Below are 13,091 nucleotides of genomic sequence, written 5' to 3' on the forward strand. Positions count from 1 at the left end.
GAAATTCTTGTAATTCGAAGATACTTTTTTTTGAAGATACTTTTTTGATCACATCTCAAGGGATCCAAACGTTATGAAATTAGTAAAAATATCCGAATATTTCCCATAATTTTTAAACCCCAAAAATGGCTTAAAATGAGTTAAGTAGAGTTGAATAGGACTGTATAATTATAACTGTATAAGGGAACTCCCCCATCCCCATGAGACTACTATTTAAATCTTTCGTTTACGATTAAATGGCAAAATATTTTTATACTCCTGATAAATCTAGAGATGGTGATAAATCATGAAGTTTGGTATCGAATTTGTTCCAAATGAACCTATAGACAAGATTGTAAAGCTTGTCAAACTCGCAGAAGACGTAGGATTTGAATACGCATGGATTACAGACCACTACAACAACAAGAACGTATATGAAACCCTTGCATTAATTGCAGCAGGAACCGAAACCATAAAAATGGGTCCTGGTGTAACCAACCCCTACGTAAGAAGCCCAGCAATAACAGCATCTGCTATTGCAACCCTCGACGAATTATCAAACGGAAGGGCAACCCTAGGTATTGGACCTGGTGACAAAGCAACCTTCGATGCATTAGGAATCGAATGGACAAAGCCTGTCAGCACAATCAAAAACGCAATCGCAACCATGAGCACACTCCTAGCTGGAGAAAAAACAGAAAGCGGTGCAAGCCTTATGGGTGCAAAAGCAGTTCAGGAAAAAGTCCCAATTTACATGGGAGCTCAGGGACCAATGATGCTCAAAACCGCCGGAGGATTCTCAGACGGTGCATTGATCAACGCATCAAACCCAAAAGACTTTGAAGCAGCTGTTCCAATGATAAAAGAAGGAGCAGAAGCAGAAGGTAAATCCATATCTGATGTTGATGTTGCAGCATACACATGCTGTTCCATAGCAGAAGACGCTGACAAAGCATTAAACGCAGCAAAAATAGTTGTTGCATTTATAGCAGCAGGATCACCACCACCAGTATTCGAAAGACACGGACTACCAACAGACACCGGTGCAAAATTCGGAGCATTCTTAGGTAAAGGTGACTTCGGAGGAGCAATTGGAGCTGTTACACCAGAATTAATGGACGCATTCTCAGTTGTTGGAACTCCAAAAGAGTTCGTTCCAAAAATCGAAGCTCTCGGCAACATGGGCGTTACCCAGTACGTCGCAGGTTCCCCAATAGGACCAGACAAAGAATCATCCATAAAATTACTCGGAGAAGTTATAGCAAGCTTCTAAGCTTACTTATCTTCTTTTTTTTATATTTTAAACTAAGAATAACTCATTTTTCAGCACATTGAATTAAAAAAACTTATTTTAAATAAATTTAATAGAAGATTTTTTTTAAGGTATTTTTTTTAACTTCTTTAATAAACTTCAATAAAAATTACGATTTAAATTATATTAAAATCATAATATCCTTGTTTTTATATTATATTTATCTGAAACCTTCTTCGCTCTTCTTGATAAATCCTTTTGATATGTGTTTGAGGGGTAGGAAGAATTTCTGAAAAGTTTCTGATACTCTGGTATGAGTTCAGGATAATTATCCTCAAGAAATTTGTAGTAAAGGGTTCTGCAGTCTTCTGGCCCGTTACCAAAGAGTGTTAATGCAGCGAACATAACATAACTTGCCCCGTGTTCCTTAGCACTTTTTACCATGGCTTCCAATGATTCATCTGAATCTGATAAAAATGGGAGAACCGGCATGTTGATTACACCCACCTTGAAACCAGCCACACTGCATTTTTTCATGGTTTCAAGTCGCTCCTGAGGACTTGGAGCTCCAGGTTCAAGTAACCGAGCTAATCCTTCATCCAGGGTTGAAAATGAGAATGATATGAACACCCCATGTTCCAGGTAATCCAGGTCATCTGGGAGAACTGCAGTTTCATTCACAGCCCTTAAAAGATCCAGATCCCTAAGCACCAGTTTTGATCTGGTGCAGACATGAACAGGAAATTTGAAGCGTTTGATCAAACCTAAGATTTCTCTTGTAACCTTAAGATCATTTTCTACATTAGGATAAGCTTCAGCTGCAGATCCAAGGACTATGAATCCACGTTCACCCCTCCGAAGTCTGTTTTTAAGCTGGCGTTTAAGGATAGAGGCTGCATCAGCCTTCAAGGCCACATCCATATTTGTAACATTCTCAGGGGTTTGACGAGCACCGTACTTGCTGCCACGGGTGTAACAGTAGATACAACCCATGGAACATCCAGCATAGGGATTAAGTGTGTAATCATCCAGAAAACAGCTGTCACGTTTTTTGTGTTTGTTCAGAAGGGATTTAACCTTGATTTCACGCACCAATTCCACACCTCATTCATCAGATCACACAAAGGGGAGCCTTTATGTAGTTACATCGGGACCCTAAAAATTTCAAAAAATTTCAAGTACTTTAATGTATAATCACCATAAATTATACTGTTATATAATAAAATGATGTTTCATGATAAAACCATTGGAAGCCTAAAAAAGATGTAACCTTAAGGATTTTAGTACAACAATGATTAGTTTAAAATAATTTTAATATACCGTATAATTATAGTTTAAAATTTTAATGTAACGATATAATTGCTTTAAAATAAGGGACAAGATTTAAAATGGAAATACAAAAGTTAATGCATGAAATTAGAGAGAACGCCATTGAAAAGATGGAAAAAAAGTCTCCAGAAGACCTGGCAGCAAGCTGGTCCGGTGAGGACTTGCTTTACTCAGGAATTGGAAACGCTATTTTTGTGGTGCTTCCCACTTCAGGTTGTGCCTGGGCACTTTCAGGATCTGGAGGTTGTACCATGTGCAGTTACGTTGCAGATTCACCCCTTGTAGATGTTGGGGCAGATGAACTCGTTGACATCTTCAAAAAACGCATGGCCCGGCATGAAATAAGGGAAAACACAACTGTGAAGATCTTCGTATCTGGAAGCTTCCTGAACGAAGATGAAGTTCCTAAAGAGGCCAGGGATACTATTTTAGGAATTTTAAGGGATGAAGAAAATGTTAAAGAGGTTGTTGTTGAATCAAGACCAGAGTACGTGACAGAGGAAGTGCTCCGTGACTGCAGTGAAGCCCTGGGAAACAAGCTCTTTGAGATTGGAATGGGACTTGAAACCTCAAACAACCACACAAGGAAGTACAAGATAAACAAGGGATTCACGTGTGAAGACTTCGAAGCTGCAGTTGCAACCATCAAGAGTATGCAGCCGAAACACAACGTCCATGCCAAGGCATACCTCTTTGTAAAACCGATATTAACATCTGAGAGGGACGCAATTGATGAAGCTGTTGAATCTGCACGGTACGCTGAAGGCATCGGTGCAAGCAGAGTTTCGTTCTGTCCTGCAACCATCCATAAGGGCACACTCATGGAAACCCTCTGGAAGCAGGGAGCCTACCAACCCCCATGGATATGGAGCGTTGTTGAGATACTGAAGCAGGTGAGGAGTTCTGTTAAGATCCCTGTTATAATGGACACTGCAGCATTTGGAACCCGGAGAGGTCCTTACAACTGTAAAAAATGTAATTCTCGCCTTAAAAAGCTGATAATACAATCCAACCTTCAACAGAATATTCCAAGTGAACTGGAAGAATTTGAATGTGACTGTAAGGTTAAATGGGCTGCAGATGTGGAGTTTTCAGACCTCACACATTCAACAACCAATTTAAGCCGGATGAAGTAGTGATCCCATTCATTTCATTCAAATTTCATTTTTTTTGGATCCAGTGAGTTCTATTAGTTTTTAAAGGATTATTTTCTAAGAAAATAATTCTAACAACTTTTTTTGATACTTCTAATTCGTTTCATTTTAAAACATTTTAGTTGTACTCATTCTTATGTACTCGTCCAATAATTTAATTTTTAAAGTTTTTTATAATCCATTTCATGGAATCGAATGTTGATTTTAAGTCCATTCTTATTATCAACAGTTATATTTCCATTAATTTGTTCAACAAGACTTTTTATTAGTATTAAACCTAAACTAGTTCCATTTACACCGTTTTTTTCAGGAACACCAACACCATCGTCTTCAACTCTTAACAGTAAGTTTGTATCTTCTTCTTTTTTGAATGTTACCCTTAAGGTACCTTTTCTTCCCTCAGGAAATGCATATTTTAGAGCGTTAGATATGAGTTCGTTCAGTATTAACCCTAGAGGTACAGCTGTGTCCACATCCAACTGGATATTTTCAAGATCTGTTTCAAGTTTTATTCTACTAGGATCCATTGTATAAGCGTTGAATATGATTCTGCTCAATTTTTCTATGTACAATCCAAAGTTTATACGTTTAAATTCCCCCATTGAATTGTAAAGCATTTCATGGATCATCGCCATTGATTTTGCCCTGTTTTGACTTTCAATGAACATTTCAAGGTCATCTTTATCTTTTACGTACCTGGACTGCATGCTCAAAAGGCTGGATATAACGGTTAAATTGTTTTTAACACGATGATGTATTTCCTTCATGAGAAGTTCATTCTCTTCAAGTGCCTTTTTAGAACGTTCCTCTGCAGTTTTAATCTGCGTTATGTTGTTCAAAGAAATTAGATAACCTAAAAGTGATTCATTACCCTGGCAAAGAGGTTTAACATTCACATCCACCCAGCATGGTTTGGAGCTTTTCAGCAGTGCTTCATAGTGCATAGAAAGACCATCATGGGGTTCTTTAAAATCTTGGAAGGAGATCATAACAGATTTTGCAGTTTCACCCAGTACTTCCCCATCCAAACCTAAAAGTTGTTTTGCTGCAGGATTAACTTCCACAACTCTATTTTGAGCATCTAAAACAACAACCCCTCCTTCAATACTTTTGAACAGCGTTGTGTGTGCAACTGGCATTACATTCAAAAATTTGAATCTTAAAAGGCTCCACGCAGATACAAATCCTGTTACAAGAAATGCAAATGGTGTTGGATCCATTCCAGGATCAGGGTAGATATCTGCAAGATAAACAGCATTCAGTAACATTGGAACCAGTGCTCCCACCAACAGTAATCCTGCCTGATACCTATAGAGACCCGGCGAGTTTATCACAGTCTGGGATAACAGGATCATTCCCACTACCATAAGGATGTAGGAATATATCACGTTGATCCAAGCACCAACCCCATGATCGTAAACAAAGACTGTTCCAGATCCAGTGTGTACTGGAACTACATGGGGCCATATCAAACCATGCCACTGGTTCGTGAACACCAATACCAGTACAAATGCTGGTACAACCCATAAAAGCAGCCATCTGGACTTTGTGAACCAAGCATCGTTCTGGGTATAAGTTGCAGCAAAAAGCAACCATAGGGGCGCTATACTAACAACACCGATGTAACTTACCTGGGACCAGAATATGCTTGAGGATATTTTTGAGGATAAAACAACAAGTATGGCTGAAAATGACCAGAATGCAACTCCAAGAAGTGCAAGTGATATGTACCTTGCACCTGGAACCTTTTTCCGTTTCCACGTGTAAAAAGTGAGAAAAATCGCAATCAAAGAGGATATTGCAAGAACCATTGCATAGGGTATGTAGTTGTAGTTCATTATCATGACCATTTATAAATTGATAATAATGATCTCTATTTACTCAAGTTTATCCTTTTAGCTTTTTATTCATAAATCTTCTCTTTTTTATTAACCACTATTTCATTAGTCAATTTAAGTTGAAATAAGTTTATAGTGATATGATTGTTCATTTTTAAACTTATTTCAAAACTATAAAAAAACAAAATGTTTCAATGATGAGAAACAAGTGAAGATCAATGCTAAAAGATGATTTAATGGAAGTAACTGAAGTACCAATGGGTCTTCTCGAATTTTTAACAAAATTGGGAAAGGCTCTGGCATCTGCAGGAATATCAGTTGTGGACATAACATCCATATTGAAGAGAATTGCATCTGCATACCATGTGGAATCTGAAATACTGGTTTTTCCCACCATGATCCTTATAAAACTTGGTGAACATGAAACAGCACCAATAACTGCAGCAAACCCAAAACCTGGACTCATACCTTTGAATCAGGTTTCTGAGTTGTACGAACTCATTTACAGGGCGGAGGATGCTGCAATAGATCCTGTAGAGGGGGTCAAATGTATAAAAAGGATACTTTCTGAAAAGCATCTTTTTGGACCCACTGGAATGATTGTGGGTTACATTCTGTTTTCAGTGGGTATTGGATTGTTAATGCAGCCTTCATTAGAGCAGCTCATAGCTTCAGGAATTTTAGGTGCACTGGTGGGTACCCTGATCCTTTTTGGAGAAAAAAGAACCAAATTTTCAGTGATACTCCCGGTTATTGCTGCTTTACTTGTTTCATGTCTTTTCTTCTGGGGAGTTAAAGCTGGACTGGTAGCAGGATCCTTTGTAATGCTGATTCCTTCCCTTGCCTATTTTCTGCCTGGTGCAACCCTCACAACCGGCATGTTCGAACTTGCATCTGATGAGATCGTTTCCGGTGCAAGCAGAGTTATCTATGGTGCTGCAATCCTTTTGCTCCTGCTCTTCGGTGTCCTGCTCGGACTACAGATAATGGGATTACCCAACCAGGAGCTCATTGTCTTCAACTCTGCAACACTGGGCTGGTGGGCTCCTTACCTTGGAATTTTAATATTCGGAATTGGAATGTACCTCTTCATGTCCATACGCAACAAGGATCTGCCATGGGTCATGCTGATACTTTACGTAGCCTTCATTGGAGAACAAATTGGTAACTACTTGGTGGGAGGATTTTTTGGAGGATTCCTTGGTTCATTCCTCATGGCAGTCAGCGGTACCATCATAGAGAAGAGCGAACATAAAACACCCAGCTTCGTCTCAATTTTACCTGCGTTTTGGGTTTTGGTGCCCGGTTCCCTTGGTTTCATCAGCCTCGCAACCCTGGCAGGTCAGAACTTCTCTGCATCAGTTACAAGTGGTCTTCTCATGATTTTGACCATAGTTTCAATATCCCTTGGCCTCCTAGTGGGTGCCGTGGTTATGGAACCCTTGAAAAATAAAAAGATAGTGTAGTTATGGTTTAAATTTAAAACCAATCCAAATAAACTTCAAATTCATTTAACGTACGTGGCCTCCGTGATCTGACCCATTAACATCATCTTGTTTATTTTAAAGTCAATTTCATTCAATCCAATACCTTGCATTAAGTGCTGGATTTCAGCTGCAGGCATTCCATGATCTCCAATTGGCTCTCGGATGTAGATCTTTCCTGTGATTTTCAACTTTTTAGCAAGATTTTGTAATATATCTTCCCTTAATTCAGGTTCTATATCGTGCAGTACGTAATGGATCACAACGGCATCGTAGGAACCATCAGGAATATCAACCTTGTCAATTTTTCCAAGTTTAAAATCCACGTTGGGATACTTATCTATCCTCTTTTTAATTGTGGCCATCCATCTTTGGGATATGTCACAACAGGTTAAGTGTCCACCATTTTCCAGAAGAATTGGGGCTAAATGTCTTGAAATAGCTCCTGATCCTGAGCCGTACTCCAAAATTCTTTCATTCCCCTTCAAATTAAGGTTTTTTACGTAGTTCCTGTAGAAAAAACTGCCAATTCCATTGGCCATCACAACCATTAAAAATATCTGTGATGAACTTGGTTCTTCAAATTTCATGGAAATAGATTTAAAACCAAGCTATAAAAAATATGAGTAGGATATAAGTTATGCAGATCAATTATCTGTAACTCAAATGTTAACTCATTATGATAATTTAAATCATTATGAAAATGTTTATTTAAAAAAAATAGATTTAAAAAACGATTAAAATAACTTTTTATGCTCAATACATGGATATTACCATCCATGAAGCATTTTTTAGGAGGTATTAACCTGATAGGAATCAGCGCTGATTTTGACCCTGTTCATAAGGGACACGTTAAATTGATACAAAAGGGCCGCCGCCTTGCGGATAAAAAAGGTGAAGAACTTGTTATATATTTGAACAAAGGTTACAGTGCTAACCACGCACCATTCTTCGCATCCTACGAAGCCAGAAGCCGTATGGCACTTGAAGCAGGTGCAGACAGGATCGTGCCCATAGAGGGACTGCATCATCGTCTTACGATGGCCTACACCGTACCCATAAGGATAGCTATGATGCTAGAGGATGGTGTTGTGGATTACGTGGATGCTGCCAATGTATCACCTAAATCCATACAGCGCTACGCAGCTAAATTCGCCAAAAAGGGGATATTCAGCGGAATACCTCGAAGTCTTCCTAACAGGAATGTTATACGCTGGTTCGCTGTTAACGAGTTTCTCTACAAGAAGTACCACAGGAAGTTGAAGTTCCACATCATACCCGAGGAAACCGTTGGTGGGGAGAAGATATCTGGAAGGGTTATAAGGCGTGAGATACTTGAAAACAACATGAAGATACCTGAAAGTGCTGCAAAGTTCCTTCCAGACACAACCATCCAGATACTTGAGGAAGAGATAAGTAAGGGAAGCATTCCTGGAGAAAGAAACCTTAAGGTTATCACAAAGAGGTTCAACACCTACTCCAGACCCAAACTCACCAACATTGCCCATATGAGTGCTGATGCAGTTAATGCAGTTGTTAAGGGGCGAAGCTACAAGTACGAGGATCAGATCTGGGCTTCACTGCGTATGGCAGGCTACGGTCCTGTTCTCACAAGACTTGCAATAAGTGCCGTTGAGGAGGATGTGACCCGTGGTGAAGTTTACAGCCTTATAAAGCGTTACCAGAAGGATGGAATCATACCCCCTGATCAAACAGTTGAGAAAGTGATTGAAAGGGCATGGTTCGTGGCATCAAAGGCCCGGGAGGGAGTTCCATCTTCAGAGGCGCATCAGATGTTCAGAAAGGGGGATAGAATACGTGAAAAATCACCTTATTCCTTTGAAGGAGGTATGCACCTTCGAAGCTTTGAGCTGGAGTCCCTTGAGGATAGTATGGAGGCAGAGATCTTCGTTGACAACCGGGACAGGCTCTGCACAGAGATCCGTGCATCTGATCGTAAGATAAAAAGTCCACTGAAACTGCCTGCACTCTATGCAACCTACCTGAGGCTGCTGGTTGATTCACAGTTCATACCCTTAACTGCAAGAATACTTGAGAAAAAAGAAGGATGGAGGGTCCGAATACTCGTTGGTAATGGAAACTGATTGGTTATTGACTAAAGCGACGGTTTTGTGCCAAAAGATTTGGAGACGTAATCAATTACCAATTTCCACCAATTTTCATCATCATCCCCCCATCAACAAAAAAGTTACCTCTTGGGTATGGGAGTTAATTTTTAATCCTTTTAATTAATTTTTAATTAAATCAAATAATTCTTAAAGTAAATTCTCAATTTTATTAAAAACATCATGATCTCCATCAATTCATTGATTTAATTATTTTGATTTAATTATATGAATTTATATTTGATTTGATAGATTTTTTAATGATTTACGTCGATTCTATGAATTCATTGAGTTATTCAATGGTATTTATTTATTAATTGAATTTTTTTGATTGGAATGGCAAGTGTTTGTGGCAAGGTGTTTCATTGAAATGGAAATGTGCTTGATTAAAATGGAAATATGGAAAAAGATGAAGTTATAGGTTTTAGGAGAACTCTAAACTTCAATTCTTCCAGCGCTGACTTGTATTATTCTATCTGCAGCCTCTGCAACCCTTTCATCATGGGTCACCATCACGATGGTCACACCATCCCTTCTGTGGATGTCCCTTAAAATGTCCAGTATGATCTTCCCTGTCTTTGAATCTAGGGATCCTGTGGGTTCATCTGCAAGTATCAAAGAGGGATGGTTGGCAAGTGCCCTTGCAATGGCCACTCTCTGCCTTTCACCTCCAGATAATTTGGTTGGAATTTGATCCAGTTTATTCTCCATGTTCAATGATTTTAGAAGATCTTCTGCCCTTTGAACCATTTTCTCGTCTGAGAGTGGTGTTTCAAGCATGGGTATCTGCACGTTTTCACTCGCTGTGAGGTTGGGTATAAGGTTGTGGAACTGGAATATGAAGCCTATCTCTGCTGATCTGATAGTGCTGAAGTCCTCTCTCTGGGTGAGGTCATGACCTGCCACGGTTATCCTGCCTTCATCTGCAGTGTCAAGTGCACCCATAAGGTTTAGGAGGGTTGATTTTCCAGAGCCTGAAGGCCCCATAACCGAGACAAATTCACCCCTCCTCACCTTAAGGTCAACTCCATCCAGAGCCATTATTCTACCATCTTCGTATGTTTTACAAACTGAATCCATTTCAACCATGTTTTCTATGGTTTTTGAGTTTTTAGTGAGGGTTTCGTTCCTAGAGGTTTCCTCAATTTTGGCATTCACGTATTTATCCATTGTTCCATCTTTTTTGACATCATTCATAGCGCAGTGCCTCCGTTGGTGATAATCTGGAAGCTCTGTATGCGGGATACAGGCCGCATAAAATTCCAAGAACTGCTGCAACTCCAATAGCTTTGAGGAATAAACCTGCTGAAAATGCCAGCTGAATTCCAGGTAAGAAGTTGGAAGCACTCAGAATCTCTGCAAATACTATTCCAAAACCAACCCCTAGAATGGACGCCATTACTGCAAGTACTATGGATTCTCCAATTATCATGAGGAGCACCCTTTTACTTGTCCATCCAACAGCTTTAAGAACTCCTATTTCCCTTGTTCTCTCAACCACAGATTTTACCATGGTTAAAACAACTATCACAGCACTTATAAGCACTGCAAGGAGGGAAACAGCCCAAGACCCGGTTTCTATAACCGAGAGTCCGTTGTTCATTCTGCCCATTGATGCCATGGAATCTGTTGTTGTTAAGTTTGAATATGTGGATTCTATTGTCTTGGTCAAACTGTCGGTGTTGTTACTGTTGTCCGCCTTAACCATTATGGATGACACTGTACCCGTACTGTTTGTAAGACTCTGGAGGGCACTCAGTGACATGAAAACACCACCATCTTCCATAACATCACCTGTCTGGTAAATACCGACTACCTTGAATGTTTCGTTGGATAGTGTGATGGTATCTCCTATGGTTTTGTTCATGGTTTTTGCAGCTGTGGTACCTATTATCACTTCATTTGCACTGGAGTATGTTGAACCATTGGTGATCACAGCATCAGCAAGGGATATCTTACTACCATCCATTCCCATTACCGTTAGCGGCATCTGCGAACCACTGACTGTGAAACGGGTTTCTAAAACACCAGTTGCATCTTTAACACCACCTATGTCCAGAATATTATCAACCATTGTTTCATTGATGGTTCCAGTACTTGTAGAACTGTTTGTAGAGATGGTTGCTGAACTTTGATCGCCTCCAGGACCCTGACCACCCGCACCACCAGCCCCCATTGAGTTCACTGATACTACTGTTAAATCAGCAGCCCCTGCTGTAAGGGCCTTTTGGGTGGATGTTGTGAGTCCGTCTGTAACAAGGCCCAATCCCACCACTGCAGCTATGCCTATGGCGATACCAAATATAGCCAATACACTCCTTGATTTGTTTCTAAATATGTTTTTTAAGATTAAATTCCTGTATTTCATGGGCCTTTATCTTAAAAGAACATTAAAAATAGTTTTTCCCACATCGTACCCAAATTATGCCCATTTACACCACATTTCATTGAAAATTCAAATGAAAGGATGAGGGTAAGGCTGACGAAATCCATCTGAAATTAAGAATTAGTAAACTGAATAGGGGTTTACTGGTTAAAAAGGGTTCACTGGTTAAAAATAGATGATTAAAAGAATAGATATGGGTTAAAAATAGTTACAGAGGATTATAAAGGTTAAGGATGGTTAAAAATGATTTTAAATGTTTTAAATGGAATCATTTAATCTCCATCGTGCCCATGTTCTTCCCAGTGTTCAACTGCAGGACAGTCCCATTCCTTGCAGAAGGTTAATATGAATTCACCATCATCAGTATCGACGTAAAAGCGCCAGCATCCACGGTCACGGCTTTTAAGTTTGATGTCAATTATTTTACGACCTATGAGTTTCATCAGAGATTCTCTGCACTCTTTGATATGTTCATCCCTCATAAGATGCACCCTTTAACATGAATATCAGTAATATCAGCTGTTCTTTTATTTGTTCTCTATTTACTATAAATTTAATGAAACATGCCTCATTTGACATCTAAATTTTGGAAAATAGTCCTGTAATCACCAGGTTTTTCATCTAAATCCACCTTTTCTGCAATGATCCTGAAGAAATCAGCGGTTTTATGGGCCATTGCAGGTTCCATGTACTTCCCTAAAAACTTTAGCACCTCCTCCATTTCATCTGATTTTCTCTGGGCATGGTAAGCACTGTTTATGATCCTCGAAGCTGCAGCATCCTTGAAACCTGGGCATTCAGTTTTCTGGAGGTATTTCATCAATTCTTCATCCAAACCCATTTTGTAGGCTGCAGAAAAGGTCTCAAAAAGTAGTGCTGAAACTCCCTTGGTGTAAGTGCTTCTCAGCATCTTCAGGGCGGATGCCTGACCTGTTTTTGTGCCCACAACATCTATATTCAAGCCATAAGTTTTGAGTTTGGCAAATTCATGTGCACAAGGCCCAGATGCTATTACTGGAGTGTTGATACCATGTTTGAGTACCGATCCCATTAACGATGCATCCACAACCATTCCATTCTTCACAAGGCCCAGTGCCTGGTTCACAGTTTCTGGGGACACGTTGTTCATGTCCACGTAGATACCCTTGCAGTGGTTTGAAACTTCTTCTGCAACTTCAATGGCCTTTGAAGGTACAACTGCAGATAGGGTTACGTCTGATATCTCTGCAACTTCCATGTTTGTACTGCAGAGGGTGACACCAATCTTCTCTGCGTTTTTACGTGTTCTGGAGCTTCTCCCCTCAACACAGGCGCAAACCTCAGCTCCATGATCCCTAAGTCCCTTGGATAGGTTTGATGCAACCTCTCCAAATCCTATAAAGCCAATTTTCATATGATCTCTCCTATTATCCCTTTTTAAGCAAATCCAATGGTAACAAAGGCCAGGGTAGCAAACCCAATGTTGTTATAATGTGATAACTAATGTGATAACGTATCATGTATGTTTTTATCATTTTTGCAAGTTTAACCCCCAAAGGTAATC

At 39.6% G+C, this 13,091-nt stretch carries 11 protein-coding genes; 4 read left to right on the plus strand and 7 right to left on the minus strand.

Going from position 1 to position 13,091, the window contains the following annotated elements:
• The first annotated feature begins 286 nt into the window (after window positions 1-286).
• Window positions 287-1,252, plus strand: a complete 966-nt coding sequence (gene mer, locus MCBB_RS08705; protein ID WP_071907394.1) for a 5,10-methylenetetrahydromethanopterin reductase — start codon at window positions 287-289, stop codon at window positions 1,250-1,252.
• Between the two features lie 171 nt (window positions 1,253-1,423).
• On the opposite strand, the gene MCBB_RS08710 is transcribed toward mer, so the two are convergent.
• Entirely contained in the window at window positions 1,424-2,323 is a 900-nt protein-coding gene (locus tag MCBB_RS08710) for an SPL family radical SAM protein (protein WP_231916439.1), read from the minus strand.
• A 296-nt stretch (window positions 2,324-2,619) separates the two neighbouring features.
• Between MCBB_RS08710 and MCBB_RS08715 the strand changes: the two genes are divergently transcribed.
• Window positions 2,620-3,696 carry an archaeosine biosynthesis radical SAM protein RaSEA gene (locus tag MCBB_RS08715; RefSeq protein WP_071907396.1) on the plus strand — a complete coding sequence of 359 codons (1,077 nt, stop codon included), beginning with the start codon at window positions 2,620-2,622 and terminating at the stop codon, window positions 3,694-3,696.
• A gap of 179 nt (window positions 3,697-3,875) precedes the next feature.
• Here MCBB_RS08715 and MCBB_RS08720 read toward each other — a convergent pair whose 3' ends face one another.
• On the minus strand, window positions 3,876-5,564 hold the full coding sequence (locus MCBB_RS08720) for a histidine kinase N-terminal 7TM domain-containing protein (RefSeq protein ID WP_071907397.1): 1,689 nt from the start codon (window positions 5,562-5,564) through the stop codon (window positions 3,876-3,878).
• A 224-nt stretch (window positions 5,565-5,788) separates the two neighbouring features.
• On the opposite strand from MCBB_RS08720, the gene MCBB_RS08725 reads away from it, so the two are divergent.
• The gene (locus MCBB_RS08725; RefSeq protein WP_231916345.1) at window positions 5,789-7,018 is read left to right on the plus strand and encodes a threonine/serine exporter family protein; all 1,230 of its coding nucleotides are present in this window, start codon (window positions 5,789-5,791) and stop codon (window positions 7,016-7,018) included.
• Window positions 7,019-7,059: 41 nt separating this feature from the next.
• Here MCBB_RS08725 and MCBB_RS08730 read toward each other — a convergent pair whose 3' ends face one another.
• Window positions 7,060-7,626, minus strand: a complete 567-nt coding sequence (locus MCBB_RS08730) for a class I SAM-dependent methyltransferase (protein ID WP_071907399.1) — start codon at window positions 7,624-7,626, stop codon at window positions 7,060-7,062.
• Between the two features lie 189 nt (window positions 7,627-7,815).
• Between MCBB_RS08730 and MCBB_RS08735 the strand changes: the two genes are divergently transcribed.
• A complete protein-coding gene (locus tag MCBB_RS08735; RefSeq protein ID WP_071907400.1) occupies window positions 7,816-9,141 on the plus strand; it encodes a cytidyltransferase in 1,326 nt (441 codons plus the stop codon).
• A gap of 456 nt (window positions 9,142-9,597) precedes the next feature.
• On the opposite strand, the gene MCBB_RS08740 is transcribed toward MCBB_RS08735, so the two are convergent.
• The 4 genes from MCBB_RS08740 to MCBB_RS08755 all read right to left on the minus strand — a co-directional run bounded on the left by MCBB_RS08740 (window position 9,598) and on the right by MCBB_RS08755 (window position 12,941).
• Complete coding sequence (locus tag MCBB_RS08740; protein ID WP_071908056.1) at window positions 9,598-10,251, minus strand: ABC transporter ATP-binding protein; 654 nt, start codon at window positions 10,249-10,251, stop codon at window positions 9,598-9,600.
• Window positions 10,252-10,351: 100 nt separating this feature from the next.
• Entirely contained in the window at window positions 10,352-11,473 is a 1,122-nt protein-coding gene (locus MCBB_RS08745; protein WP_331709791.1) for an ABC transporter permease, read from the minus strand.
• A gap of 347 nt (window positions 11,474-11,820) precedes the next feature.
• A complete protein-coding gene (locus tag MCBB_RS08750) occupies window positions 11,821-12,030 on the minus strand; it encodes a hypothetical protein (RefSeq protein WP_071907402.1) in 210 nt (69 codons plus the stop codon).
• 86 nt (window positions 12,031-12,116) lie between these two features.
• Window positions 12,117-12,941, minus strand: a complete 825-nt coding sequence (locus MCBB_RS08755; protein WP_071907403.1) for an NAD(P)-dependent oxidoreductase — start codon at window positions 12,939-12,941, stop codon at window positions 12,117-12,119.
• Window positions 12,942-13,091 lie beyond the last annotated feature (150 nt).

Source organism: Methanobacterium congolense, assembly GCF_900095295.1.
GTDB classification, from domain to species: domain Archaea; phylum Methanobacteriota; class Methanobacteria; order Methanobacteriales; family Methanobacteriaceae; genus Methanobacterium_C; species Methanobacterium_C congolense.

Coding starts and splice junctions, on each gene's coding strand:
- MCBB_RS08715 (WP_071907396.1), top strand. CDS start 2,620: ATGGAAATACAAAAGTTAATGCATGAAATTAGAGAGAACGCCATTGAA.
- MCBB_RS08730 (WP_071907399.1), bottom strand. CDS start 7,626: ATGAAATTTGAAGAACCAAGTTCATCACAGATATTTTTAATGGTTGTG.
- MCBB_RS08725 (WP_231916345.1), top strand. CDS start 5,789: ATGGAAGTAACTGAAGTACCAATGGGTCTTCTCGAATTTTTAACAAAA.
- MCBB_RS08720 (WP_071907397.1), bottom strand. CDS start 5,564: ATGGTCATGATAATGAACTACAACTACATACCCTATGCAATGGTTCTT.
- MCBB_RS08755 (WP_071907403.1), bottom strand. CDS start 12,941: ATGAAAATTGGCTTTATAGGATTTGGAGAGGTTGCATCAAACCTATCC.
- mer (WP_071907394.1), top strand. CDS start 287: ATGAAGTTTGGTATCGAATTTGTTCCAAATGAACCTATAGACAAGATT.
- MCBB_RS08735 (WP_071907400.1), top strand. CDS start 7,816: ATGAAGCATTTTTTAGGAGGTATTAACCTGATAGGAATCAGCGCTGAT.
- MCBB_RS08750 (WP_071907402.1), bottom strand. CDS start 12,030: ATGAGGGATGAACATATCAAAGAGTGCAGAGAATCTCTGATGAAACTC.
- MCBB_RS08740 (WP_071908056.1), bottom strand. CDS start 10,251: ATGGTTGAAATGGATTCAGTTTGTAAAACATACGAAGATGGTAGAATA.